This window comes from Chromobacterium sp. FG22, from assembly GCF_057809415.1.
Genome location: NZ_JBMDJX010000006.1, coordinates 146,693 through 171,851 on the forward strand (window position 1 = coordinate 146,693; position 25,159 = coordinate 171,851).

General features: G+C 66.2%; 27 protein-coding genes. 9 read left to right on the forward strand and 18 right to left on the reverse strand.

The genetic code is table 11. The features are described 5' to 3' along the window. Positions 1 to 3: 3 nt before the first annotated feature. Positions 4 to 1,233 carry an amidohydrolase gene (locus tag ACODSD_RS08305; RefSeq protein ID WP_488877155.1) on the reverse strand — a complete coding sequence of 410 codons (1,230 nt, stop codon included), beginning with the start codon at positions 1,231 to 1,233 and terminating at the stop codon, positions 4 to 6. 152 nt (positions 1,234 to 1,385) lie between these two features. Here ACODSD_RS08305 and ACODSD_RS08310 point away from each other — a divergent pair, with 152 nt between their 5' ends. Further along, positions 1,386 to 2,921, forward strand: coding sequence for a thioredoxin family protein (locus tag ACODSD_RS08310; protein ID WP_488877156.1), 1,536 nt, complete (start codon positions 1,386 to 1,388; stop codon positions 2,919 to 2,921). Between the two features lies 1 nt (position 2,922). On the opposite strand, the gene ACODSD_RS08315 is transcribed toward ACODSD_RS08310, so the two are convergent. Beyond that, positions 2,923 to 4,104 carry a GGDEF domain-containing protein gene (locus tag ACODSD_RS08315; protein ID WP_235088809.1) on the reverse strand — a complete coding sequence of 394 codons (1,182 nt, stop codon included), beginning with the start codon at positions 4,102 to 4,104 and terminating at the stop codon, positions 2,923 to 2,925. Positions 4,105 to 4,271: 167 nt separating this feature from the next. Here ACODSD_RS08315 and arfB point away from each other — a divergent pair, with 167 nt between their 5' ends. The 4 genes from arfB to ACODSD_RS08335 all read left to right on the forward strand — a co-directional run bounded on the left by arfB (position 4,272) and on the right by ACODSD_RS08335 (position 7,276). Beyond that, positions 4,272 to 4,679 (forward strand): alternative ribosome rescue aminoacyl-tRNA hydrolase ArfB, encoded by a 408-nt coding sequence (gene arfB, locus ACODSD_RS08320; protein ID WP_081544746.1) that lies wholly within the window; start codon positions 4,272 to 4,274, stop codon positions 4,677 to 4,679. A gap of 82 nt (positions 4,680 to 4,761) precedes the next feature. Continuing rightward, positions 4,762 to 6,384, forward strand: coding sequence for a methyl-accepting chemotaxis protein (locus ACODSD_RS08325; RefSeq protein WP_107799233.1), 1,623 nt, complete (start codon positions 4,762 to 4,764; stop codon positions 6,382 to 6,384). A 77-nt stretch (positions 6,385 to 6,461) separates the two neighbouring features. Then, the gene (locus tag ACODSD_RS08330) at positions 6,462 to 6,668 is read left to right on the forward strand and encodes a hypothetical protein (RefSeq protein ID WP_019101381.1); all 207 of its coding nucleotides are present in this window, start codon (positions 6,462 to 6,464) and stop codon (positions 6,666 to 6,668) included. Next, entirely contained in the window at positions 6,665 to 7,276 is a 612-nt protein-coding gene (locus ACODSD_RS08335) for a 3'-5' exonuclease (protein ID WP_107799232.1), read from the forward strand. Before ACODSD_RS08330 ends, ACODSD_RS08335 begins: the two co-directional genes overlap by 4 nt. A 35-nt stretch (positions 7,277 to 7,311) precedes the next feature. Here ACODSD_RS08335 and ACODSD_RS08340 read toward each other — a convergent pair whose 3' ends face one another. Next, positions 7,312 to 8,244: a LysR family transcriptional regulator gene (locus tag ACODSD_RS08340; RefSeq protein WP_488877157.1), complete on the reverse strand. Its 933-nt coding sequence runs from the start codon at positions 8,242 to 8,244 to the stop codon at positions 7,312 to 7,314. Between the two features lie 119 nt (positions 8,245 to 8,363). Here ACODSD_RS08340 and ACODSD_RS08345 point away from each other — a divergent pair, with 119 nt between their 5' ends. Further along, complete coding sequence (locus tag ACODSD_RS08345; RefSeq protein ID WP_488877158.1) at positions 8,364 to 9,173, forward strand: phytanoyl-CoA dioxygenase family protein; 810 nt, start codon at positions 8,364 to 8,366, stop codon at positions 9,171 to 9,173. A gap of 6 nt (positions 9,174 to 9,179) precedes the next feature. Here the strand turns inward: ACODSD_RS08345 and ACODSD_RS08350 are convergent, their stop codons facing one another. From ACODSD_RS08350 to rpe, 5 genes are all read right to left on the reverse strand, one after another. Beyond that, positions 9,180 to 9,599, reverse strand: coding sequence for a GNAT family N-acetyltransferase (locus ACODSD_RS08350; protein WP_488877159.1), 420 nt, complete (start codon positions 9,597 to 9,599; stop codon positions 9,180 to 9,182). 101 nt (positions 9,600 to 9,700) lie between these two features. Then, positions 9,701 to 11,164 (reverse strand): anthranilate synthase component I, encoded by a 1,464-nt coding sequence (gene trpE / locus ACODSD_RS08355; protein ID WP_107799228.1) that lies wholly within the window; start codon positions 11,162 to 11,164, stop codon positions 9,701 to 9,703. 138 nt (positions 11,165 to 11,302) lie between these two features. After that, a complete protein-coding gene (locus ACODSD_RS08360; RefSeq protein WP_488877160.1) occupies positions 11,303 to 11,971 on the reverse strand; it encodes a phosphoglycolate phosphatase in 669 nt (222 codons plus the stop codon). A gap of 81 nt (positions 11,972 to 12,052) precedes the next feature. Then, positions 12,053 to 12,808, reverse strand: coding sequence for an SDR family oxidoreductase (locus tag ACODSD_RS08365; RefSeq protein ID WP_107799226.1), 756 nt, complete (start codon positions 12,806 to 12,808; stop codon positions 12,053 to 12,055). Between the two features lie 29 nt (positions 12,809 to 12,837). Continuing rightward, positions 12,838 to 13,521 (reverse strand): ribulose-phosphate 3-epimerase, encoded by a 684-nt coding sequence (rpe, locus tag ACODSD_RS08370; protein ID WP_488877161.1) that lies wholly within the window; start codon positions 13,519 to 13,521, stop codon positions 12,838 to 12,840. Positions 13,522 to 13,628: 107 nt separating this feature from the next. On the opposite strand from rpe, the gene apaG reads away from it, so the two are divergent. Beyond that, positions 13,629 to 14,009 carry a Co2+/Mg2+ efflux protein ApaG gene (gene apaG, locus ACODSD_RS08375; RefSeq protein WP_019101389.1) on the forward strand — a complete coding sequence of 127 codons (381 nt, stop codon included), beginning with the start codon at positions 13,629 to 13,631 and terminating at the stop codon, positions 14,007 to 14,009. Between the two features lie 337 nt (positions 14,010 to 14,346). Next, a complete protein-coding gene (locus tag ACODSD_RS08380) occupies positions 14,347 to 16,140 on the forward strand; it encodes an ABCB family ABC transporter ATP-binding protein/permease (RefSeq protein WP_488877162.1) in 1,794 nt (597 codons plus the stop codon). 49 nt (positions 16,141 to 16,189) lie between these two features. On the opposite strand, the gene ACODSD_RS08385 is transcribed toward ACODSD_RS08380, so the two are convergent. From ACODSD_RS08385 to ACODSD_RS08410, 6 genes are all read right to left on the reverse strand, one after another. After that, a complete protein-coding gene (locus ACODSD_RS08385) occupies positions 16,190 to 16,585 on the reverse strand; it encodes a hypothetical protein (RefSeq protein WP_253314633.1) in 396 nt (131 codons plus the stop codon). Positions 16,586 to 16,654: 69 nt separating this feature from the next. After that, positions 16,655 to 17,380: a metallophosphoesterase gene (locus tag ACODSD_RS08390; protein WP_488877163.1), complete on the reverse strand. Its 726-nt coding sequence runs from the start codon at positions 17,378 to 17,380 to the stop codon at positions 16,655 to 16,657. Positions 17,381 to 17,511: 131 nt separating this feature from the next. Next, positions 17,512 to 18,177: an HD domain-containing protein gene (locus tag ACODSD_RS08395; RefSeq protein ID WP_486637120.1), complete on the reverse strand. Its 666-nt coding sequence runs from the start codon at positions 18,175 to 18,177 to the stop codon at positions 17,512 to 17,514. Between the two features lie 74 nt (positions 18,178 to 18,251). Then, positions 18,252 to 19,178 carry a pseudouridine-5'-phosphate glycosidase gene (locus ACODSD_RS08400; RefSeq protein WP_107799220.1) on the reverse strand — a complete coding sequence of 309 codons (927 nt, stop codon included), beginning with the start codon at positions 19,176 to 19,178 and terminating at the stop codon, positions 18,252 to 18,254. 26 nt (positions 19,179 to 19,204) lie between these two features. After that, positions 19,205 to 20,287: a PfkB family carbohydrate kinase gene (locus ACODSD_RS08405; protein WP_107799219.1), complete on the reverse strand. Its 1,083-nt coding sequence runs from the start codon at positions 20,285 to 20,287 to the stop codon at positions 19,205 to 19,207. A gap of 59 nt (positions 20,288 to 20,346) precedes the next feature. Beyond that, the gene (locus tag ACODSD_RS08410) at positions 20,347 to 21,180 is read right to left on the reverse strand and encodes a GNAT family N-acetyltransferase (protein WP_107799218.1); all 834 of its coding nucleotides are present in this window, start codon (positions 21,178 to 21,180) and stop codon (positions 20,347 to 20,349) included. Positions 21,181 to 21,350: 170 nt separating this feature from the next. Between ACODSD_RS08410 and ACODSD_RS08415 the strand changes: the two genes are divergently transcribed. Continuing rightward, positions 21,351 to 21,539 carry a putative motility protein gene (locus ACODSD_RS08415; RefSeq protein ID WP_048411033.1) on the forward strand — a complete coding sequence of 63 codons (189 nt, stop codon included), beginning with the start codon at positions 21,351 to 21,353 and terminating at the stop codon, positions 21,537 to 21,539. 143 nt (positions 21,540 to 21,682) lie between these two features. Here the strand turns inward: ACODSD_RS08415 and ACODSD_RS08420 are convergent, their stop codons facing one another. The 4 genes from ACODSD_RS08420 to ACODSD_RS08435 form a co-directional block, all read right to left on the reverse strand. Beyond that, positions 21,683 to 22,510, reverse strand: coding sequence for an alpha/beta hydrolase (locus ACODSD_RS08420; protein WP_488877164.1), 828 nt, complete (start codon positions 22,508 to 22,510; stop codon positions 21,683 to 21,685). Continuing rightward, on the reverse strand, positions 22,510 to 23,922 hold the full coding sequence (locus tag ACODSD_RS08425) for a PhoH family protein (RefSeq protein ID WP_488877165.1): 1,413 nt from the start codon (positions 23,920 to 23,922) through the stop codon (positions 22,510 to 22,512). Before ACODSD_RS08425 ends, ACODSD_RS08420 begins: the two co-directional genes overlap by 1 nt. A 59-nt stretch (positions 23,923 to 23,981) precedes the next feature. Further along, complete coding sequence (locus ACODSD_RS08430) at positions 23,982 to 24,434, reverse strand: peroxiredoxin (protein ID WP_488877166.1); 453 nt, start codon at positions 24,432 to 24,434, stop codon at positions 23,982 to 23,984. A gap of 99 nt (positions 24,435 to 24,533) precedes the next feature. Further along, complete coding sequence (locus ACODSD_RS08435) at positions 24,534 to 25,157, reverse strand: Smr/MutS family protein (RefSeq protein ID WP_227108205.1); 624 nt, start codon at positions 25,155 to 25,157, stop codon at positions 24,534 to 24,536. Positions 25,158 to 25,159 lie beyond the last annotated feature (2 nt).

Sequence of the window (25,159 nt, forward strand, 5' to 3'; positions counted from 1 at the left end):
GGCCTAGCCCTCGGCCCACCAGCCCGGCCGGCCGCCGCGCAGCACGCCGCGCACCGGCTTGCGGCGGGCGATCAGCTCGGCGGAGCAACAGGCGTCCACCAGGGTCAGATCGGCGGCATCGCCGACTTGCGGCCACACGCGGCGGCCGGCGTCGTCCAGCGGCGTCAGGCCGCGGCTGATGTGGCGCAAGGCGCGGCTCAGCGAGTATTCATCGTTCCAGCCGTGGCGCTCGCCCAGACGGCTGGCGCGCTCGACGATGCTGCCGCTGTTGTAGGGCGTCCAGTGGTCGTTGATATTGTCGTTGCCCAGGCTCAGCGGAATGCCGTGCGCGGCCAGGACGCGCGGCGGCGGCATCGGCACGTCGATGGGCGCCGCCGACACGATGGCGATGCCGCTGGCGGCCAGCGCCGCGCACACCTGGTCCAGCCGGGCCGGTTCCAGTTCCCCCAGACAGTAAGCGTGGCTGACGCTGACCCGGCCGGCCAGGCCGGCCGATTCGCTCAGCCGCGCCAGCCGTTCCAGCGTATAGGCGCCCAGCTCGCCGCGCTCGTGCAGATGCAGGTCCACCGGTGCGCCGTGCTTGACCGCCAGCTCCAGCGTGGCGTGGAGCGAGCGTTCGATGTCGCCGTCCACGCTGGCCGGGTCCAGCCCGCCCACCACATTGAAACCGGAGGCCAGCGCCTGGTCCATCAGCTTGAGGGTGCCGCCGGACAGCAGGCCGTGCTGCGGGAAGGCGACCAGCTCGTAATCCAGCCAATGCTTGCGGCTGTCCAGCGCCAGGCGCACTTGCTCCATGGTGGCGAGACCGGCCACCGGGTCCACATTGCAATGCACGCGGGCGAAGGCGACGCCGTCGGCGGCGATCAGGTCCAGCAGCGCTTCGGCGCGGCGCCGGGTGTCAGGCAGGAAATCCAGCAGGAAACCTTGTTCCTCGCGGATGCGTTCCGCCACGCTGACGAAGGGCGTGGCGGCGCGCCAAGGCCCGCCGTAATGGCCTTTGTCCAGGTGGATGTGCATGTCGGCGAAGGCCGGCAGCGCCAGCCAGCCGCGCGCGTCCCGGCGCGGCCGCCCGTCTTCCGGGACGGCGTCGAAGCGCAGTTCGGCGATGCGGCCGTCGGCGATCAGCAAATGGGCGCGGCGGGTGGCGGTGGTGACGATCTGGCCGGCGGCGTCGCGTTCGAAGCCGTCTTCCAGCAATAAGGGGCCAAGCCAGTAGGCGGGTAGGGCGGTCATGCGCGGTGTCCTTGCGGCGGGAGTGGCGGTGTTGCGCGGCGCGCGCGCGACAATGGATTTTTTATCGCTAAGCACAGAAGGGATTGCACTTTATTACGTTCGAATAATTGCGTTAGCATGGTTCGACAAACCAACTCTAAGAGAATTCTGCGATGAAGCTTACCTTGATCTCGCTGGCTTTTGTCGCCGCCAGCCTGGCCTTGCCGGCGCAGGCGGCCTCCGCGCCGGTTGACGGCCACGCCTTGCCGCCCGGCATCGCCTGGCTGCAGGGCGATGTGCCGGCGGCCTTCGCCAAGGCCAAATCGGAAAACAAGCCGCTGTTCCTGTACTGGGGCGCGGTATGGTGCCCGCCGTGCAACCAGGTCAAGGCCACCATTTTCAACCGCCAGGACTTCATCGCCCGCACCCGCCAGTTCGTGCCGGTCTACCTGGACGGGGACAGCCCGGACGCGCAAAAACTGGGCAGCGAGTTCAAGGTGCGCGGCTATCCAACCATGATTCTGTTCCGGCCGGACGGCGCCGAGATCACTCGCCTGCCGGGCGAGGTGGACCCGGAGCGCTATCTGCGCACGCTGGAACTGGGGCTGGCGGCGGCGCGGCCGGTGAAGGCGCTGCTGCAGGCGGCCTTGGCCGGGGACAAGCTGGCGGACGGCGATTGGCAATTGCTGGCGGATTATTCCTGGGACACCGATCAGGCGCAGATCGTGCCGGAGAAACAGGTGGCGGCGACGCTGGCGGGTTTGGCGGACAAGGCGCCGGCGCAGCCGGCGGCCACCGCGCTGCGGCTGAAGCTGAAAGCGCTGGCCGCGGCTGCCGGCGAGGACGCTCCGGCGCCGGACCGCGCAGCGGGGCTGGCCGTCGCGCGCGCCGCCTTGGCGCAGCCGCGCGCCAACGCCGACATCCTGATCAATAGCGCCGCCGACATCGTCAAGGCGCTGAGCGCGGACGGGGCGGAGCGCCAGGCCTTGGCGGCGCAATGGGACGCCGCGCTGGAAAAACTGGCCGCGGACGCGGGTTTGTCCACCGCGGACCGCCTGGGCGCCTTGTCGTCGCGGCTGGCGCTGGCGCGTCTGAACCAGCCCAAGGGCGAGCTGCCGCGATCCTTGCGCGAGGAAGTCAAACAGCGGGTGGCGGCCGCGGACAAGGCCACAGCCAATCCTTACGAACGCCAGGCGGTGATCACCGCCGGCGCCGACCTGCTGACGCAAGCCGGCTGGCTGGACGAATCCGATACGCTGCTGAAGGCGGAACTGAGCCGTTCCCACGCGCCGTACTACCACATGCTGATCCTGGCCTCCAACGCCAAGCAGCGCGGCGACAAGGCCGCGGCGCTGGACTGGTACCGGCAGGCTTACGAAGCGGCCAACGGCCCGGCCACGCGGCTGCAATGGGGCGTCAGCTATCTGAGCGGGGCGATTGAACTGGCGCCGGGAGACGAGAAACGGATAGAGAGCACCGCCAGCGCCATTTTCAAGGAGGCGGGCGGCACGCCCAGCGCCTTCTACGAGCGCAACCGGCGCTCGCTGGAAAAAGCGGTGAACCGGCTCAAGGCCTGGGGCCGGCAGCAACAGCAGGCGGCGGCGCTGGCGCGGCTGGCCGGACAGCTGGACGAGGTGTGCGGCAAATTGCCGGCCGGCGATCCGCAAAAGCCGGTGTGCGAGGGCCTGGCGCAGTCCGCTCGCTCTTGAGTCAACCGGCGGCGGGCAGCGCCGACAGCATCACCTTGTCGCGGCCGTGATGCTTGGCCTGGTAGAGCATGGCGTCGGCCTCGCAGAACAGGCTTTCCAGCGAGGCGTGGCTGCTGTTCAGACAGGCCACGCCCAGGCTGGCGGTGAAACGCAGCCGCGCGCCGGCGTCCGGCAGCGGCAGTTCGATGCGGGCGATGGCGGCGCGCAAGCGCTCCGCCACCTGCGCCGCCTGCTCGCGGCCGGTGTCCGGCAGCAGAATGCAAAACTCCTCGCCGCCGTGGCGGCCGATCAGATCGGTCTGCCGCGCCTGCCGGCGCAGACAGTCCGCCAGCGCGGTCAGCGCCTGGTCGCCGGCCAGGTGGCCGTGGCGGTCGTTGATGCTTTTGAAGTGGTCCAGATCCAGCACGATCAGCGACAAGGCGCGCCGCTCGCGCTGAGCCAGGCGGAAGGCCGTCACCGCCTCCTCGTCGAAGCTGCGCCGGTTCAGCAAGCGGGTCAGGCTGTCGCTGCGCGATTGCTGCAACAACTGATCCATCGCCCGTTCGTACACCAGGTAGAGCTGGCACACCACCACGCCGTAGCCGGACCACTGCGTCATCAGCAGCAAGAGATTCTGTCTTTGGCTGGCCACTTCCATTTCCGGCTGTCCGGAAGACAGGGCCAGCGCCAACTGCGTCAGCTCCAGCAGCAGGGTCAGCACCGCCAGCGCCGAGGCCAGGGATTTGCCGGCGCGCGGGCTGTCTTGTTCCGCCTGCCACAGCCGCCAGGCAATCAGCCCCCACAGCAGGCAGCCGCCCAGCGAGAAGATGGCGTGGCGGGCCAGCGCCGAATGCGCCAGTCCGTCGTGGGCGAACAGCAGCAGCGGAATGAAGATCAAGGCCAGTCCCAAGGGCAGGCTGTATTGGCTGGAATGATTGTAAAAACGCTCGATGCTGATCAGCACCTGCAAGGCGGCCAGCTGGATCAACAGCTTGGCGCCGATGGAGATCAAGGCGGGGTCCAGATCCAGCGGGGCCAGGTAGAGCAGGCCGGCCGCCGCGTCCAGCAGGCCGCCGATGGCGAGCGCCAATACGGCGGGCTGGCGCTGGCTGCGTCGCCAGAACAGGAAGGTGACCAGGGAGATGACCAGGCTGTAGCCGGCGGTGCAAGCCAGCGTTGTCCGTGGGTCGAGGAAAAATGACATCGTGTTCTATGGGCAAGGAGCGTCTGGCAGGGTATCGGCCAGGCAAGCGCACGACAATAGCAGTCTATTGATATTCATACAATTTCACTCTGAAATAAAACGCTGCCCCATGCCATGGGATGCGGCGGGTGCGCTACAATTATCTCTTTTGATTGTTGGTCTGCATCATGGACAAGCCGCGGTATCCGATCAGCGAGCGCGAAGTGGAATTCAGCGCGATGCGCGCGCAAGGCGCGGGCGGGCAAAACGTCAACAAAGTGTCATCGGCGGTGCACCTGCGCTTCGATGTGCGCGCCTCCTCCTTGCCGGAATGGCTGCGCGAGCGGCTGCTGGCTCAGCCGGACCAACGCTTGAACAAGGACGGGGTGCTGGTGATCAAGGCGCAGCAGCACCGCACCCAGGAATTGAACCGCGCCGACGCGCTGCAGCGCCTGCAGGCCTGGGTCGACGCCGCCAGCCACATCCCCAAGGCGCGCCGCGCCACCAAACCCACTTACGGCTCCAAGCAGCGGCGGCTGGCCGGCAAGACGCGGCGCGGCGAGGTCAAGTCCCTGCGCGGTAAAGTGGATCTATAGCCGGCCCAATTGCTTCGGCGGAATCGCGGGAATGTATTAGTGTTAATGCTGTGGGCATTAATATTGAGGCAAAGGGGCCGCGATGAAAGGCTTGACGATTAGGGCGCAGCTGCAGCTGCTGGCTTTCGGCATAGTGGTGTCCTGCCTGCTGATCGGCGCGGTCGGCTACCAAAGCACGGCGCACCTGGCGCGCAGCATCAATGAGTTGTTGGACAGCCAGGGCGCGGTGCGCCGGCAGATGGACGCCGACATGATGCACGACGCGGTGCACGGCGACGTTCTGGCGCTGATGCTGGCGCAGAAGAACGGCGATCGAGCCGCGCTGACGGAAATCCGCAAGGACGTGGACGAGCACCGCAAGCGCTTTCTCGGCGCGATGAAGGAAAACCAGGACAAGATCAACGATCCCGACGCCCGCGCCTTGCTGCAGCAGATCCTGCCTGTGGTGGAGCGCTACACCGCCGCCGCCGCCGCCATCGTCGCGGTCGGCTTCGACCAGCCGGAACAGGCGACGGCCAAGCTGAAGGATTTCCAGCAGGACTTCGCGCTGCTGGAAGACAAGATGGAAAAACTGGCCGACGCCATCGACAACGGTTCGCGGCGGCAGAACGACAGCACGGTGGCGCAGGTGGGCGTGGCCGCCGTGCTCATCATCGTCGCGGCGCTGGCCGCGGCCTTGCTGATGGCCTTGCTGTGCTGGTGGGTGGCGCGTTCGGTGCTGCCGCCGATCGAGCGTTTCAAGGACGCGGCGCAACGCATAGAGCGCAGCGGCGATCTGTCCATCCGCGCGCAGGCGGGGCGGCGCGACGAGCTGGGCGCCGCCATCGGCGAATTCAACACCTTGATGGACACCTTGCAAGGCATTGTCGGCAAGGTGGGCCAGACTTCCGGCGCGCTGGGAGACTCCGTCGACGAGATTTCCCAGCTCACCCAGAGCGTGGAGCAGGCCAGCCGGCTGCAAACCGATTCGGCGCAGTCCATGGCCGGCGCCATCCAGCAATTGGCGGACCACCTGGCCAGCGTGGCCGAGCACGCCGACAGCACCTTGCGGATCGCCGGCGAAGTGGGTCAATGCTCGAGCGAGGGCAGCAAGGCGGTGCAGCAGACCGTGGGCAATATCGGCAACCTGGCCCAGACCATTCATCACAGCGCCAACAGCGTGCAATTGCTGGAGGGCGACATCCGCAAGATAGGCGGCATGGTGGATTCGATCCGCGGCATTGCCGAGCAAACCAATCTCCTGGCCTTGAACGCCGCCATCGAAGCCGCGCGCGCCGGCGAATCCGGCCGCGGTTTCGCCGTGGTGGCCGACGAGGTGCGCGCGCTGGCGGAGCGCACTTCGCAGGCGACGGCGGACATCGTCAACGTCATTTCCCAGCTGCAAGCCACCTCGGAGCAAGTGGTCAGCGGCATGGAAAACGGCGTAGGCCAGGTGGAGCAGGGCGTGGAGCTGGTGAAGCAGCTGGGCGGCATGGTGGACCAGATCGGCCGCCAGGCCGGGGTGGCGGAGGAGCGCATCCGCAACATTTCCCGGCTGCTGGACAATCAAAAAGAGGCCGGCGCGCAAATCCTGGTCAACGTCGACGCGGTGACCCAGCATGCCGGGACCACCAGCCGTTCGGTGGAGCAGGTGCAGGACGAATTGCTGCAGCTGCGCGGCCATTTTGGCGAACTGAGCGAGTCTATCCGCCATATGCGGGTCTGATCCGGTTTGGCCGTCACGGACGGCGCGGGTAGAATGCACGGTTTTTCGACACGCGAAAGCGATGTGAGGATTCGGCCATGGCCAAGAAACAAAAACAAGACGAGTTGGACGAGGAAACCCGCGCGTTGCTGGAATGGTGCGCCGAGGTGGAAACCCATCTGGTGGCGGCCGGCGCCACGGTGGCGGAGGCGCAGGAGCATATCGAGGAACAGGCGGAGTGGTACACCGACCAGTACTACGACGGCCTGAGCCCGGAAGAGGCGGCGCGGGCGGCGCTGAAATGAGTCGACGCATCGCCGTTATCGATTTCGAAACCAACGGCGCGTCCCCGGGACGCGACTGTCGCGCCACCGAAATCGGCGTGGCGCTGCTGGAGGACGGCCGCATCGTCGGCCGTTACCAAAGCCTGATCAACGCCGGGGTGTGGATTCCGCCGATGATTGAGCGGCTGACCGGCATCAGCAACGCGATGCTGCGCGACGCGCCGCCGCCGGCGGTGGCGATGGCCGAAGCGGCGCGCTTCGTCGGCGACACGCCGCTGGCCGCTCACAACGCCAGCTTCGACCGCAAGTTCTGGGATTACGAGCTGGCCCAGCTGGGCCTGTCGCGCAGCCAGGACTTCGCCTGCACCCTGCTGCTGTCGCGCCGGGTGCTGCCGCAGGCGCCGGACCACAAGCTGGGCACTTTGGCGCGCTGGCTGAGCCTGCCGGACACCGGCCGCGCCCACCGCGCGCTGGCCGACGCGGAAATGGCCGCGCATTTGCTATCGCATTTGCAGGGCGAACTGAGCAGCCGCTATGGCGCGCATCTGTGTGAGCACGGCCAGCTGTGCGGCATGCAGAAGATCAGCGCGGCCAAGATAGGCCAGTATCTGCAAGCCCAGGCCGGCTGAACCGCGGTCCGCGTCGTGATGAGGCGGCGCAAATCTCAGCCGCTTTCGTCTGGCGTGCCGACGCCAAACTCCGGTCTGGCCGCGAACCAGGCCAGCGCCCGTTCGCGCAAGGCGGCGACGGCCGGCGTCTCCGCGCGCTCCCGCAGGCAGGCCAGCACGATGCGTTGCGCCGGCAGCGGATCGGCGATGGGCCGCAGCGCCAGCGGCCGGCCGTCATAGCTGTGGTCGCCGCTGGGCCGGGTGTAGGCGATGGCCACGCCCAGGCCGTGAGCCACCATGCCGCGTTGCAGCTCAAGGCTGCGGACCGACTCCAGCCGGGCCGGCCGCAGGCCGTGCATGCGCAGCAAGTCCAGAAAATGCGGGCCGCTGTGCGCCTGCTCGGTCAGCAAGAGCGGCCATTCGCATAATTCCCTCAAGCCCACCTGTTCGTTTCGCGCCAGCGGATGATCGGCCGCCAGCAGCGCGTGGGGCGCCAGTGTGCGTAGTTCGGTCAGCGCCAGCGCGGGCGGCAGCGCCAGATCGTAGCTGATGGCGACGTCCAGCCCGCCTTGCAGCAATTGCGGTCCGATCAGGTCGAAGCCGCACTCCCGCGGTTCCACGCGCAAGGACGGATGCCGCTCGCGCAGCGCGCGCAGCAAGGGCGGCAGGCAGTAGGGCGCCAGATCCTCGAAGCAAGCCAAGGCCAATTCCCCGGCCAAGGCGTCCGCGCCGTCGGCCAGCCCCTCCAGCGCCAGCGCGGCTTCCACGGTCCGCCGCGCCTGCGCCAGCGCTTGCCGGCCAAACGGCGTCGTCGCCATGCCGGAGCCGCGGGTGCGCACGAACAAGGCCTGTCCCAGGATGCCTTCCAGCTCTCCGACGGCGGCGGATACCGCCGGCTGGGAGACGTTCAGCCGTTCGGCCGCGGCGCTGATGCCGCCGTGACGGGCCACGGCCAGCGCGTAGCGCAATTGACGTAAGGTCAGCTTCATCGCTTTTTCCGAGGAGAATGATCAAAACATATTATTTTATTTTGGCATGGACTTGCGCTGATAGTGAGGGCAGTCGCCCGCAGTGGCGGCGTGTATCCATACAAGAGGAGGAGAAGCTCATGTCAGCCTGTCCCGAAATGTCCATCGCCGACATCGCCGCCTTTCAGCGCGACGGCGCCGTCTGCCTGCGCGGCCTGTTCCGCGATTGGGTGGATGTCATCGCCGCCGGCATCGAGCGTAATCTGCATGCGCCCGGCCCCTACGCCGGCAATGTGGTCGCCGCCGGCGAGCCGGGCTCCTTCTTCGAGGATTATTGCAACTGGCGGCGTATTCCCGAGTTCGAGGTGGTGGTGACGGAGTCGCCGGCCGCGGCCGCCGCGGCTACCCTGATGCGCTCGACCCGTGCGCAATTCTTCCACGAGCATGTGCTGGTCAAGGAGCCCGGCACCCACAAGCCCACGCCCTGGCATCAGGACATCCCGTATTACTTCGTCGACGGTGAACAGACCGCCAGTTTCTGGATTCCGGTGGACCCGGTGCGCGAAGCCACTTTGCGGCTGGTCGCCGGCTCGCATCGCTGGGAGGAATGGGTGCGGCCGGTGCGCTGGAAAGACGATTCCGGCTTCTACGAGGGCGACGCGCGCCGCTACCGCGACGCGCCGGATCCGGACAGCGAGCCGGGCATGCGGGTGCTGGAGTGGGCTTTGGAGCCGGGCGACGCGGTGCTGTTCGATTTCCGCACCGTGCACGGCGCGCGCGGCAATCCCGGCGGCGGACGGCGGCGGGCGCTGTCCTTGCGCTGGCTGGGCGACGACGCGCGTTACGCCGAGCGTCCGGGACGCACCTCGCCGCCGTATCCGGAGCACGGCATGAGGCCGGGCCAGCGCCTGCGCGAGGATTGGTTTCCGGTGCTGTGGCCGGCGGCCTGAGGTCTGTCAGGCGGTCCAGCGCATCAGGAATTCGCCGTCGGCGTATTGGATATCGACAAAGCCTAGGCGCAGGTAGAGCCGTCGCACCGGATTACGCTCCAGCACGCTGAGTTCCAAGGCGGCTCCTGCGTGTTCGGCCTCGCGTTGCAGACTGCGGATCAGCTTGCCGCCCAGGCCGCGGCCATGGCAGTCCGGCAGCAGTTGCAACTGGATCAACCGCCAGGCGGGGAGCCGGCGCGCGACTTTGAGCAGACCGATGTCCCGTTCGCCTTCGAGGATGATGGAGGCGTGTTCGAAACCATCGTGGACTCGGCTCAGGAGTGCATCTTCATCACAGGGGCGGCCCGCCGTTTGCAGATGGGGACCCATGCTGGCGCGGCGCAGCGCCAGTAGGAAGGCGAGGTCGCCGCGGACGGCCGGGCGCAAGGCGATGGGTTGGCTCAGCGTTTTTCTCCTGAAGTCGAGCTTGGAGACGCGGTGCTTTGCACCATAGAGAACGGCCCGCCTAGGCGGGCCGTTTGCTCGGATCAGGCGTCCAGTCCTTGCTGGGCCAGCGCCGCGGCGCGCAGAACGGCGCGCGCCTTGTTCTGGGTTTCCTGCCATTCCATGTCCGGCGAGGAGTCGGCGACGATGCCGGCGCCGGCCTGCACATAGAGCATGCGGTTCTTCAACACCGCGGTGCGGATGGCGATGCACAGGTCCATATCGCCGTTGAAGCCCAGATAGCCGACCGCGCCGCCGTAGATGCCGCGCTTGCTGGGTTCGAACTGGTCGATGATCTCCATCGCCCGCACCTTGGGCGCGCCGGACAGGGTGCCGGCCGGAAAAGTGGCCTTGAGCACGTCGATGTTCGACACCTCGGGGCCGACCTTGCCTTCCACGCTGGACACGATGTGCATCACATGGGAATAGCGCTCGATCGCCATATTGTCGGTGACGCGAACGCTGCCGGTGGCGGCGACGCGGCCCACGTCGTTGCGGCCCAGGTCCATCAGCATCACGTGTTCGGCGATTTCCTTGGGGTCGGCCAGCAATTCGGCCGCCAGCGCCTCGTCCTGCTCGCGGGTCTGGCCGCGCGGGCGGGTGCCGGCGATGGGGCGCACGGTGACGGTGTCCTGTTCGCGGCGCACCAGGATTTCCGGCGAGGCGCCCACCACGTGGAAGTCGTCGAAGTGATAGAGGAACATATAGGGCGACGGGTTCAGGCTGCGCAGCGCGCGGTAGAGGCTGAGCGGGGACTCCGCGAACGGCATCTGCATGCGCTGCGACAGCACCACCTGCATGATGTCGCCGTCGTGGATGTAGCGCTTGCAGGCGGACACCGCGTCCTTGAACGCTTGTTCGCCGTATTCCGACGCCGATTGCGTGCCTTGGGCCGGCAAGGACAAGGGCGCTTCCAGCGGCTCGCGCAGGCGGGCGCGCAGTTGCGCCAGCCGCGCCTCGGCTTTCAGCAAGGCGTTGGGCACTTCCGGATCGGCGTAGACGATCAGATAAAGCTTGCCGGACAGATTGTCCACCACGGCCAATTCCTCGGACACCATCAGCAGCATGTCCGGCGTGCCTATGGTGTCGGGCTTGCTGGTTTCGGACAGCCGCTTTTCGATGTGGCGTATGGTGTCGTAGCCGAAATAGCCGACCAGGCCGCCGGCGAAGCGCGGCAGGCCGGGTTGCGGCGGGGTGCGGAAGCGCTGTTGGAAGGCTTCGATGAAGGCCAGCGGATCGCCGCTGTGACGCTCGATCACCTTGTCGCCGTATTCCACCTGCACCTGCTGGCCGTTGACCCGCAAGCGGGTGGTGGACGGCAGGCCGATGAAGGAGTAGCGGCCAAAGCGCTCGCCGCCGACGACGGACTCCAAAAGATAGGAATAGGGCTGGTTGGCCAGCTTCAGGTAGACCGACATCGGAGTGTCGAGATCGGCGAACAATTCCAGGCTGACCGGAATGCGGTTGTAGCCGGCGGCGGCCAGGCGGTTGAATTCTTCATGGGTCATGGCGGGTCCTGCGCTCTTGTGGTCGTGGTGAGGTCGAATGCAGCTTGTCAAACAGGCATTGAGCGGCGCCATCGGCATCCAAGCCGGTATCCTTGCTTCGTCATGAAGTCGTCATCCGTAAAAGAAGTTATCAGCTGATCAGCTATTCTTCATCAAATCGTATAGTTCGGCAATATTGGACACCGTGAGATCGGCGCCCAGCGCGGCGGCGTCGGCATAGCCGTAGCTGACGGCCACGGCGGCGCAGCCGGCATTGCGGGCGGCCAGCACGTCGTTGGTGGAGTCGCCGACCATGGCCATCTGTTCAGGCTGTATGCCCAAAACCTGGCAAACGTGCAGCAAGGGCAGCGCCGACGGTTTCTTTTCCGCCAGGGTGTCGCCGCCGATGATCAGGCTGAAGCAATCGCGCAGCCCCAGTTGTTCCAGCAGCGGCAGCGCCAGCCGTTCGGATTTATTGGTGATCACCGCCAGCGGCAGCTGCAGCGCGCGCAGCAGGCCCAGGCCGTCGGTCACGCCCGGATAGATGGTGGTGTTGTCGCTCAGGTGCTCGCGGTAGTACTGGATGAAGAAGACGTAGCCGCGTTCCCACAGCGCCGGATCGGCCTGGCCGTCGCGCTCATTGGTCAGCGCGCGGTGCACCAGGCTGGCGATGCCGTCGCCGACGTGTTCTTGAATGCGCAGCGCCGGCAGCGGCGGCAGGTCCAGATGTTCGCGCATGGCGTTGGCGGCGGCGGCCAGATCCGGGATGGAATCGACCAGGGTGCCGTCCAGATCGAAGGCGACGGCTTTGATGTGTTTCAGGTTCATAAGCGTTTCAGCGCGGCGGCCTTGGCCGCCACTTGTGACGTGTCGCGCGCGTCCGCGCGCGACAGATTTCGTAAACAGGCGTCAGCCCAGGTTGCGGATGTCCACCACGGTTTGCAGGCCAAAAGCCGGCGACAGCAGATGGTCGACGATGCGGCGCGCGGCGGCGGCCGGGGTGCTCAGTTCGCCGTCCGCCTTCAGCGCGTCGAAACGGGCTTTTTGCGGGAACTGCTCGGCGTCGCTGCCGCGGATGCTGGCCTGCATGTCGGTGTCCACCACGCCGGGATAGAGCGCGACGATGTGCGCGGCGTTGTCCTGGCCGGCCTGTTCCGCGGCCACGCTGCGGCTGAAGTGGTCCAGCCCGGCCTTGGTGGTGCAATACACGCTCCAGCCCGGGTAGGGTTTGGCGGCGGCGCCTGAGGAAATGTTCAGGATGCGGCGGCGGGCCTTGAGGCCGGCGCTGGCGCGCAGCAGCGCGTCCGTGGCCAGCATCGGCGCCGCCAGATTGATCGCCAGCGCGCGGACCAGGTCTTCGGCCGGGTAATGGCCGGCCTGGGCGATGGGCGTCACCACGCCGGCGTTGTTGATCAGGTTGAGGCTGGCGCAGTCGGCCGGCTTCAGCTGTTCCAGCGCGGCGGCGATGGCCGGCGCCACCGCGGCGGCGTCGGAGAGGTCGGCGTCTATGGCGCTCAGGCGTTCCGGGTAACGGCGCGTCAGCGCGGCCAGCGCGTCCACGGCGCCGCGCGCCAGGCCGGCGACGCGGTAGCCGTCGGCGAGCAGGGCTTCGGTCAGCGCCAGGCCAAGGCCGCGGGAGGCGCCGGTCACGATGAAGGCGTGCATATTCTGTGCTCCTGGGGTGAGGGCCGGCTTCAGCGGAGTTGGGCCAGTTCGGCGCGCATCTCGTCGATCACGGTTTTGTAATCGGCCTGGCCGTAGATGGCGGAACCGGCGACGAAGGTGTCGGCGCCGGCTTCGGCCACCGCGCGGATATTGTCGGTCTTGATGCCGCCGTCCACTTCCAGCCAGATTTCGCTGCCGTGCCTGGCGGTGTATTCATCGATGCGGCGGCGCGCCTCGCGCACCTTGTCCAGCGCATGCAGGATGAACTTCTGGCCGCCGAAGCCCGGGTTCACCGACATGATCAGCACCATGTCTATCTTGTCCATCACATGGTCCAGATAGGACAAGGAGGTAGCCGGGTTGAACACCAGGCCGGCCTTGCAGCCGGTGTCCTTGATCAGGCCCAGCGTGCGGTCGACGTGCTCGGAGGCTTCCGGATGGAAGGTGATGATGTCCGCGCCGGCCTTGGCGAAGGCGGCGGCCAGGCTGTCCACCGGTTTCACCATCAGATGCACGTCGATGGGCGTGCCCTCGCAGTGCGGGCGGATGGCTTCGCACACCATAGGCCCTATGGTCAGGTTGGGCACGTAGTGATTGTCCATCACGTCGAAATGGATGATGTCGGCGCCGGCGGAGATCACGTCGCGAACCTCTTGGCCAAGACAGGAAAAATCGGCGGAAAGAATGCTGGGAGCAATACGGAAAGTGCGCATAGGGCGTTGCTTTGGGCAAGGATGAACACGGGATGGCCACATTCTACCGCGCCAAAAGCGTTCCGGCGGGATAAAATGAAGCACAAACAACAAAAGGAGCGCTGAACATGGCGGAAAAAACCTACCGTGTCGAAGTGGAAGCCGAACCGCATTACATCGAAGAACAATCCAATATGGCCAACGACATTTATGTGTTTGGCTACCGCATCCGCATCACCAATACCGGCAGCGAGCCGGCGCAGCTGGTCAGTCGCCACTGGATCATCGCCGACGCCAACGAGCAGGTTCAGGAAGTGCGCGGCATGGGGGTGGTGGGCGAGCAGCCGCGCATCGAGCCGGGCCAGTCTTTCGACTATTCCAGCGCCACCCATCTGAAAACGCCTTACGGCTCAATGAAGGGCAGCTATCAGTTTCTGGCCGACGACGGCAAGCGTTTCGAGGCGGAAATCCCCGAGATGAATCTGGTGGCGCCGCGCGTGCTGCATTGAGAACCCGTTCAAAGTCCGCCGAGCTCTGGCGATACGGCGTTGAAACCGGCTTAGGAATGCTCAATGCGCCGCTTGGCCATTGCGCATTTTCGGCCGCAACGCCTTGTCTCGCCCCCGCTCGCTGGACTTTGAACAGGCTCTGAGACTTCGCAAAGCCGGCGGCGCTATTTTTCCCTGGGCCAGGTCCACCACACGATGAAGGTGGCCAATCCGCCGGCAATCGCCGCTTCCAGCAATAATATCCACATGTCCGCGCCCCCTGGCGAGCGTTGATGATGTTCGCAAGACAACTCAACTCTCACTTTGGAACAGCTTGACGCAACAGGCAATCCCAAATATGCGTTTTACCCATTCCGGCCCGGCTCCGGACCGCCGCAACGATATCGCCACCCTCAAGACGCTTGTGCCCTATTTATGGGTGTTCAAGTGGCGGGTGCTGCTGGCGCTGTCCTGTATGATTTTGGCCAAGGTGGCCGCGGTCAGCACGCCCTTGTACCTGAAAGACATCGTCGATCAACTCTCGGTGCCGGCCACCCTGTTGGCCTTGCCGGTGCTGGCGCTGGCCGGCTACGGCTGCGCCCGCCTGCTGTCCAGCGTGCTGGGCGAGCTGCGCGACGCGGTGTTCGCGCGGGTGATACAGGGCGCGGTGCGCAGCGTGGCCGGCGGCGTGTTCCAGCATCTGCTGCGGCTGTCGCTGCGCTTTCACCTGGAGCGTCAGACCGGGGGCATGAGCCGCGACATCGAGCGCGGCACCAAGGGCATAGGCTTTTTGCTGAACTTCACCGTGTTCAACATCCTGCCCACCTTGCTGGAAATCGGCATGGTCACCGCCATTCTGCTGCACCGCTACGCCTGGCCGTTCGCGCTGGTGACCTTCGGCACCATCGCCGTCTACATCGCCTTCACCCTGGTGGTGACCGAGTGGCGCACCGTCTACCGCCGCAGCATGAACGATCTGGACTCCAAGGCCAACGCCAAGGCGATAGACGCGCTGCTCAATTACGAGACGGTCAAATATTTCAACAACGAAGGCTACGAGGCGGCGCGCTACGACAAGAATCTGGCGGCCTGGGAAGCGTCGGCGATCAAGAACCAGGTGTCGCTGTCCATGCTCAACGCCGGCCAGGGCCTGATCATCGCCAGCGGCGTCACCCTGATCATGGTCTTGTCCGCGCGCGAGGTGGTGGCCGGGCGGATGACGGTGGGCGACGTGGTGCTGGTGGCCACCTTCATTACCCAGTTGTACGCGCCCTTGAACTTCCTCGGCTTCGTCTACCGCGAGATCAAGCATTCGCTGGCCGACATCGAGCGCATGTTCGCGCTGCTGGGCGCCAACGAGGAAGTGGCGGACGCGCCGGGAGCGACGGTGCTGGCCGCGCCGGCGGCCGCGGTGCGCTTTGAACAGGTGGGCTTCGCTTACGAGAGCAAGCGGCGGATTCTGAACGAGGTCAGCTTCGACATCCCGGCCGGCAAGACGCTGGCGGTGGTCGGCGCCAGCGGCGCGGGCAAATCCACGCTGTCGCGGCTGCTGTTTCGCTATTACGACGTCGGCGAGGGCCGCATCCTGGTCAACGGCCGCGATATCCGCGAGCTGAGCCAGGACAGTCTGCGCGCCCATATCGGCATCGTGCCGCAGGACACGGTGCTGTTCAACGACACGGTGTATTACAACATCGCCTACGGCCGGCCCGGCGCCAGCCGCGAGGAAGTGATGGAAGCGGCCAAGTCCGCGCACATCCACGATTTCGTCAGCAGTCTGCCGGACGGTTACGACACGATGGTGGGCGAGCGCGGCCTCAAGCTGTCCGGCGGGGAAAAACAGCGGGTGGCGATTGCGCGCACCATTCTGAAGAATCCGCCCATCCTGATCTTCGACGAGGCCACCAGCGCGCTGGATTCGCGCACCGAGAAGGCGATCCAGCGCGAATTGGCGGAGATCTCAGCCAATCGCACCACGCTGATCATCGCCCACCGGCTGTCCACCATCGTCGACGCCGACCAGATCCTGGTGATGGAGGCCGGGCGCGTGCTGGAGCAGGGCAGCCACCGCGAGCTGTTGGAGCGCGGCGGCCGCTACGCCGAGATGTGGCGTTTGCAGCAGACGGAGCAGTCGGCGACCGACGACGTCTGAGAACCTGTTCCAAGTCTGCCGCGCGGGAGCGCCGCGGTCTTGAACCGGCTCAGGGCTGGCGTCGGCCGGCGGCCTTGAGTTCGCTCATCGCCGCCAGTACGGCGTCGGCCAGCGTCAGCATGCGCTGGCAGTCCGCGCTTTGAGGGTGGCCGGCGAAGTCCAGCGCGGGGGACAGCGCCTGTAAGGCGCGGCGGGCGCTGGCGGCCACGTCGGCGGCCAGATTGAAATCGCCGGGCGACAGCACCCGGCCGTTGCGGATTTTCTTGTAGTACACGGCCGCCATCTGCGCGTACTGCTCCGAGGTTTGCTGAGCGGCCAGGCTGGGCTGCAAAGCCTCCAGCAAGCTCATGATTTCGCGGCAGGCCTGCTCCGCGGCGTTCCAGCGCTTATCCTGTTGCTGGCGTTGCTGCGCCTGGGGCTTGGTCGCGGCTTTCTTGCTCGCCATCTTGGGCTCCTGGGAAAAAGTCAGAGCGCCGCATTCTAGCCATCCCGGCCGCGGCGCGCCACCGTCGCGCTAATCGTGCAGGTGGAAACCGAGCAGGGCGTCGTCTTCGCTGGGCAGCGACAGTTCGACGAAGTCGTTCAGGCAGAACAGGGTCAGTTTGCCGCCGTAGACGGCGCCGGTGTCCAGGTTCAACACATTGTCGAAGCGGGTGGCGCTGGTTTGCGGGGTATGGCCCACCAGCAGCAGGTCCACGCCGCGCACAACGCCGCCGCGGCCGTGGCGCGCGCGTTCCCGCGACCACAGCGCGACGTTGCGGCCGCTTTCCGGCAGCGTGCCGTTGGCGAGGCCGGCGGCCAGCGCGTCCCAGTCGTTGCCGGGGCAATCCGCGTGCACCACGCCGATCTTGCCGCCGTCCGCGTCGCTGACTTCTATCGCGTAGGGCAGGCGCTGAAAAGCGGTCAGGCAGGCTTGTCGCTGAGGCGCGGGCAGGGTCAGCAGCCAGGAGCCGCCGTTGTTGACGTGGCGGATTTCGGCTTGCTTGTCGCCCAGTATCGAATCGATCGCCAATTGTTCGTGATTGCCGCGCACCGCGTAGAACCACGGTTGCGCCAGCCACTCCAGCACCGCCGCGCTGTCGGCGCCGCGGTCTATCATGTCGCCGACTGACAACAGACGGTCGCACTCGGGATTGAAGGCGGCCATTTTCAGCAAACGCGACAATTGGCGGAAGCAGCCGTGAATGTCGCCGACCGCCCAATCGCGGCCTTGGGTATTGCGTTGCAGCTTCAGAATCATGCTCGAACTCGGGGGTGGGGTGCGGCTATTTTGCGCCATGCCAATGGTTTTGTCATTGTGTTGATAGTTTCACAATTAGAATTGTTTTGATTTGACTATCAAAGGCTTACCGAGTTCGATGTCATCCGGGGCTAGGCGGTTCGCCATTCCTGGCAGAATTGCCGGCGGAAGTCCCGCAGCCACTGCAGCCGTTGCTCCGCCATCTTTCGGCCGGCCTCGGTTTGCATCATGGCCGGCAATTTGGCGAGCTTGACCTCGATGTGGTCCAGCGCCCAGCGGCGGTCGTCCAGCTGGCGGGCCTCGCCCAACGGATCTTGCGGATGAGCCAGCGCCGAGTCCATGCGCCCGGCGGTGTAGAACAGCCGCGCCAGGCCGACGGCGCCCAGCGCGTCCATGCGGTCGGCGTCCTGCACGATGCGGGCTTCCAGGCTCTGCGGCGGGATGGCCGCGCTGAAACTGTGCGCCTCGATGGCGTGGGCCACGCCGTCCAGCCGTTCCGCCGGAAAATCGCCGGCGGCCAGCAGCGCGCGGGCGCGGGCTGCGGCCTGGCGCGAGGCCAGATGGCGTTCCGGATGGTTTTTCGGCAGGTTGACCAGGTCGTGCAGATAACAGGCGGCCAGCACGGTCAATGCGTCGGCGTCGGGATGGGCGTCCAGCAACTGCCGGGCGCAGGCCCAGACGCGATGGAAATGATTGAGATCGTGGGCGCCGTCGTCGTCGCCCGGCTGTTGTTGCAGCAGGCCGATCAGGCGGACGCGCCAGTCGTCTAGCGTCGCATCGGAAAGAATGGAGTTCATGGCGGCGGCAAGGATTGGGGCAGGGGATTACAGCCCCAATCCGCGTCGCCGTCAAGCCGGCGATTTAACAGTTCTCAGCCTGCGTTCAGCTCGCAGTAGCGCGCCGCGATCGCCGAGGCCAGGCGGGCGTTGTTCAGCACCAGCTGGATGTTGGCGGCCAGGCTGTTGCCGCCGGTCAGCTCGCAGACGCGAGCCAGCAGGAAGGGCGTGGATTCTTTGCCGGCCACGCCTTGCGCCTCGGCCTCGCCCAGCGCCTGCTCGATGGCGGCGTCGATCTTGTCGCGCGGCATCGCGTATTGCTCCGGAATCGGATTGGCCACCACCACGCCGCCGCGCAGTTGCAGGTTCCACTTGGCCTGCATCGTGGCGGCGATGTCGACGGCCTCGTCCAGACGGTGGTCCAGCTTGAAGGCGCTGTCGCGGGTGAAGAAGGCCGGCAGGTGGTCGCAGCGGTGGCCGATGACCGGCACGCCGTGGGTTTCTAGGTATTCCAGCGTCAGGCCCAGATCCAGGATGGACTTGGCGCCGGCGCAGACCACGGCCACCGGGGTTTGCGCCAGTTCCTGCAGGTCGGCGGACACGTCGAAGCTGCGCTCGGCGCCGCGGTGCACGCCGCCGATGCCGCCGGTGGCGAACACGCGGATGCCCGCCATCGCGGCGATGATCATGGTGGTGGCCACGGTGGTGGCGCCGCTGCGTTTGCCGGCGACGATGAAGGGCAGGTCGCGGCGGCTGACCTTGGCGATGTCGCGGCCGCCCTTGCCCAGGTATTCGATCTCGTCCGCGCTCAGACCGGCCTTCAGACGTCCGTCTATGATGGCGATGGTGGCCGGCACCGCGCCGTGGGCGCGGATTTCCGCTTCCACCTGCAGCGCGGTTTCCACGTTCTGCGGATAAGGCATGCCGTGGGAAATGATGGTGGATTCCAACGCCACCACCGGGCGGTTGGCGGCCAGGGCGGCGGCGACTTCGGGATGGATGTCGAGATGGGCGTTGTGCATTGCGTGCTCCTTAGTTGATGACGAGATCAGGCGTTCAGATAGGCTTCCACCGCCGCGCGGGACAGGGAAGGGTTGTTGGTGGCGGCGGAGGACAACGTCAGCGCGGCGCAGCCGCGAGCAAAACGCACGCTGTCCGCCAGCGACAGCTCATTGAGCCAACCCCAAGTCAGGCCGGCCATCAGCGCGTCGCCGGAGCCGGTGGTGTTGACGATGGCGCAGTCCGGCGCGTCCAGCCAGCCGTCGCCGGCTTCGCCGCTGTAATAGATGCCGGCGCCGGCCATGCTCAGCACTACGCGGCGCACGCCCTGGCCATGGAACCAGCGCGCCGCCTCCGGCGCGTGCTCCGCCCGTTCCAACGGCAGGCCGGACAAGGCTGCGGCTTCCAGGCGGTTGGGTTTCAGCGTGTGGATGCGCGACAGCCAGGGGCGGACGCGCTCGGCCTTGAACGCGGATACCGGATCGACGAACAGCGGCTTGTCGCCGCTTTCGGCGATCAGCCAGGCCAGCGCGTCGGCGCTCAGATTGGTGTCGGCCACCACCGCGCCGGCGTGGCGCACCAGCTCGCTCTGCGCTTGCAGGCGTTCAGGCGTCAGCCGGTTGAGGATGTCCATGTCGTTGATGGCCAGCGCCATGTCGCCGTCGGCCTGCTGGATGGACAGATAAGTGGAGGTGGCGGCGTCCGGCAGCGTCAGACAGCCGCGCACGTCGACGCCGGCGCGCTGGGTGGCTTCCAGCAGCGAGCGGCCGTGGATGTCGTCGCCCACCACCGAGACCAGCCGGCAGTCGGCGCCCAGCCGCGCCAGGTTTTCCGCGACGTTGCGCGCCACGCCGCCGGGCGAGCAGCGCACCTGGCCGGGATTGGAGTCGCCGTGGCGCAGCGCGGCGGCGGCGCTGCCGACGATGTCCATATTGGCGCCGCCGACGGCGGCGACATAGCGCTGTTCGGCCAGGATGTAGCCTTTGCCGCGGATATGCCCCTTTTGCACCAGATTCATGATGTGCCCAGCCACCGCCGAGCGGCTGATGCCCAGTTGATCCGCCAGCTCCTGCTGCGGGATCAGCGGATCCAGGCGCAGCAGAGAGAGGATTTGTTGTTCCCGCTCAGTCATCAAACATTTGTCCGTTTCGCAAACATTTGTTTGATATTACGGCATTGGCATGCCGGAGGTCAAGGGCGGCGCATTTCCCATTGCGACAGCCACAGACGAGCGCCGCAAGACCGCAGCAGGCCGGCGCCGGCTTCGTCGTCGGCGTCTAGATTGCTGATGGCCAGCGCGGGCGCGGCGGTGTCCCGCTGAACGGCGGCCAGCAGCGAGCGGGCGACGCCGCGGCGCCGATGCGGCGGCGCAACCGCCAGTTCCGCGACGTCGCCGGCGGCGGAGTAAAGCGCGTAGCCCAGCAAATCGCCGTTCTGTTTCGCCGTCATCAAGAGCAGCGGCGGCCGCGCGCGCTCCAGGCTGTCGCGGCTATTGGGCACGGCGGGCTCGCTGTGTAGGGGCCAGCGCGGCCATTGCGAGCGGTCAGCGGCTTCGCAGCGCCAGCCGGGCGCGGCGTCCACGGCCAGCGCGTGTTCAATGCGGTAACAGTCCAGCCGGCGGCGTGGGCGGAAGCCCAGCTTCAGATAGGCGGCCATGGCCGCGGCGTTGTCGCTGATCACCTCCAGCTGTTGACGCTGTATGCCCCGGCTGGCCAGCCGCCGGCTGACCGCGGCGGCCATCGCCTGCAGCAGGCCTTGGCGGCGCGCGTCGGGCGTGACGCCGGTGGCGACGCAATAGCCGATCGGGCCGGCCTCGTCGCAGTGCACGCCGGCCAGCCACAGACCGACGAGCGCGCCGTCGCGCCAGGCGCCGATGCTCAACTCCGGGCGCCAGCCGCGCCGATGCAGCATGGCGGCCAGCTGTTCTTCGTCCATTTGCATGGGCAGCAGGTAGTCGCTGAATGCCAGCCTGAAGGCTTGATGGATGAGGGGGAAATCGATCAGGGACAGGCTGTGCAGGCGCATGGACGGGCTCGGGTCAATTAGGGATGGGCTGATTATGCGCGGCGACGGCGCGGCGCGGCCGGCGCTGTCGTGAATTGGATACAAAAGACTAAATTCAGCGATGACAGCCGACGACGATGCGTCTAGACTATAGCCATGCGCATTGTGCGTGTTTCAGAGGGAGGCGAAGTATGGATGGATTGAGTCAGATCAGCGGGCAGGGCGTGTCCAACAGCATCCAGATCTACGCATTGAAAAAAGCCATGTCGGCGCAGTCGCAGTCGGCTTTGAGCTTGGTGCAAGGCGCGTCCGACAATATGGCGCAGGCCCAGGCCAGCAATCCGGCCCATCTGGGGCAGAATATCGATACCCGCGCCTGAGACGGCGGGGTGACTGGAAAAGCGGCCTAGGCCGCTTTTTTTATTGCCGGGTTCAGAACCTGTTCACGATGCGCATATGAGCATTTCGAAGCGGTGCTCGCCGCGCCACGTCTCATGACGCGCAGCAGATCGTAAACAGGTTATCAGGCGCTGAGCGCCTGATCCCAGTCTTCCGGAAATTGCCGTTCCAGCCAGTTCGCCAGCCATTCCGCCGCGCTCTCCCAGCGCGTGTCCAGCATCATCATATGGCCAAGATGGGGCAGGATGTCCGCCGCCACGTCCAGACGCCGCGCGGTGGCCACCACATCTTCCGGCCCCACCAGCTGGTCTTCGGCCGCGCCCAGCACCAGCGCCGGCAGCCGCGCCAGCGGCCGGTTGGCCAGCGGGTTGATCAGGGTCATGTCCATCAGCGCTCGCTGGCTTTCCTGCTGGCAACGGCTGATCAGCAGTTCCACCGCCGATTCCGGCGCGTCCGGCGACAGCAGCATGTCCTTCAGTTCGATGAACTCCGGATCGTACAGGCCGTGCTGGTACATATTGAGCTTGAGAAACAGCGCCGGCGCCTGCGTCAGCAGCCGCAGGCTGGACGAGGCGAGCCCCCCGGGCGGGACCGAGGCCAGTAAGGCCGCGCCGGGCAGCTTGCGGCGGCTCAGGTATTGCTGCACCACGTAGCCGCCCATGGAGTGGCCCACCATCACCGGCGCGGCCGGCAATTGCTTGAGCGCCGCGTCGAGATTGCGCACATAGTCGTCGACGCCGATCGCGGCCAGGTAATCCCGGCCCTCGCTGCCGCCGTGTCCCTCCAGGCTCAGCGCCCAGCAATCGTAGCCTTGCCGGGCGAACCAGGGCATGAAGTATTCCCGCCAGCACCAGGCGCCGCAAAAGGCACCGTGCACGAACAACAACGGCGGCGCGAGACGCGCCGCCGTTGGCGCCGGGGCTTGATGCAGCAGCTCCAGGCGCGGGGACATCACAGCACTTCGGCGGCGTGGTCCGCCAGCCGCGAGCGCTCGCCGCGCTGCAGCGTGATGTGGCCGGAATGGCCCCAGCCCTTGAAGCGGTCCACCACATAGGTCAGGCCGGAACTGCCCTCGGTCAGGTAGGGGGTGTCGATCTGCGAGATATTGCCCAGGCAGACCACCTTGGTGCCGGGGCCGGCGCGGGTGATCAGGGTCTTCATCTGCTTGGGCGTCAGGTTTTGCGCCTCGTCGATGATCAGGTATTTGTTGAGGAAGGTGCGGCCGCGCATGAAGTTCAGCGATTTGACCTTGATGCGGGAGCGGATCAGGTCGCGGGTGGCGGCGCGGCCCCAGTCGCCGCCGTCGTCGTCGCTCTTGTTGAGCACGTCCAGATTATCCTCCAGCGCGCCCATCCACGGCGCCATCTTTTCCTCTTCGGTACCGGGCAGGAAGCCGATGTCCTCGCCCACCGGCACGGTGACCCGGGTCATGATGATTTCGGAGTACAGCTTCTGTTCCAGCGTCATCGCCAGGCCGGCGGCCAGCGTCAGCAGCGTCTTGCCGGTGCCGGCCTGGCCCAGCAGGGTGATGAAGTCCACCTCCGGGTCCATCAGCAGATTGAGGGCGAAGTTCTGCTCGCGGTTGCGCGCGGTGATGCCCCAGACATTGTTCTTGTGGTGGCTGTAGTCCTTCAGCGTCTGCAGTACCGCGGTCTTGCCCTCCACCTGGGTCACGCGCGCCTGCAGCGGCTGGGCGCCTTCCTGCCACAGCATCTGGTTGACGTAGAGGTTCTGACCGTCCGGGCCCTTGACCTGATAGTAGCTGCGGCCCTGTTCCTGCCAGGACTTCATGTCCTTGCCGTTGCGCTCCCAGAAGCTTTCGTCGATTTCCCGGGTGCCGGTGTAGAGCAGGTCGGTGTCTTCCAGCACCTTGTCGTTGAAATAGTCTTCCGCGTCCAGGCCCAGCGCGCGGGCCTTGATGCGCATATTGATGTCTTTGGACACCAGGATCACCGAGCGGCCTTGCTGCAACTCCTTCAGGGCCATCACGATGCCGAGGATCTGGTTGTCGGCCTTGCCCACCGGCAGAGACGGCGGCAGCACGCTGTGTATCGCCTGGGTCTGCAGGATCAGCTTGCCGGCGGCGGCGTCGCGGCTGGCGCTCTTCAGCGGAATGCCGGATTCGATCTTGGCTTCGGCCCCGCTGACGATCTCATCTAGGAAACGGCTGGCCTGGGGCGCGGTGCGCGCGGGCCCCCCCACTTCGGACATCCCCTTCTTGTGGGTGTCCAGTTCTTCCAGCGTGATGATGGGGATGAACACATCGTGTTCTTCGAAGCGATACAAGCAGGTGGGGTCGTGCAGCAGCACGTTGGTGTCGAGAACAAACAGCTTGCTGGCGCTGATTTTTTTGCGGCTGGCCATGATGATCCCCTGGTTTTATCGCGGGGCGGGCCGGGAATCGGCCGACCCCGTCGCGGTTTTTAGAGCGTCTTGACGAAGTCCAGCACCGCCGCGGCGTGGCCTGGCACTTTGACGCCGCGCCATTCGCGCGCGATGTCGCCGTTCCGGCCAATCACGAAGGTGCTGCGTTCAATCCCTCTGACCTGTTTGCCATACATATTCTTCATCTTGATGACGCCAAACAGATTGCAAACAACCTCCTCTGCATCGGACAACAATTCGAATGGTAGCTCCAGCTTGGCTTTGAAGTTCTCGTGAGACTTCAGGCTGTCGCGGGAAATGCCGACAACGGTGGCGCCGGCGGCGGCAAATTCGGCGTGCAGATCGCGGAAATCCATGGTTTCGTTGGTGCAGCCGGGGGTGTTGTCTTTGGGGTAGAAGTAGATCACCAGCGGCTTGGGGCTGCTGGACAGCTGAAACGAGACGCCGGCGGTGCCGGGCAGGGTGAAGTCGGGGCAAGCAATGCCGGACATGCAGTAACTCCTGTGGTGGAACTGGGTTGGTGCGTCCGCCTTGTTTTGAGATTAGCGGATTCCCGCCCGGTTAGACAATGGGAATGGGTAACGAAATTTTCACGGCGCGTGTTCCCGCCGCAGCAGCACCAAGAGCGCGCCGGCGCCGCCCATGGATTCGCCGGCCTCGCAAAAGGCCAGCACATCGGGATGGTGCTTGAGCCAGGCGCGCACCATGCGCTTGAGTACGGGCTGGCCGTTGGAGCCGAAGCCCTTGCCGTGTATCACCCGCACGCAGGGGCCGTGGCGCCGCGCCTGGTGCAGGAACAGCGCCAAGGCGTCCTGGGCCTGGTAGCGGTCGCAGCCGTGCAGGTCGAGCTGGCGGCAGACCGGCCAGAAGCCTGCGCGCAGCTTTTTCAGCGTGGCGGAGGGCATGCCGGGGCGGGCGAAATGGGCGTCGATCTCGGCCGGTTCGAACCAGCCCACCATCTGCTGCAGCAAGGCCTGTTGCACCGCTTCCGACGTCTGGCCGTGCTGATGGCGGCGGCGCGGATGCGGGCTGGGCTTGGGGCGAGGGCTGGCGTGGCGGTTGTCCGGCTTCAGTGGCTTGACGTCGCGGAACAGCTGGCGGAAATCCGGTTCCGGTTCGGCCGGCGGCGCGGCGGAAACGGAAACGCCAGCCGGCGCGCGGGAGTCGCGCACCTGCTGGCGCAGGCCTTGCAAGGCTTTCTTGAAGGCTTTCAAGT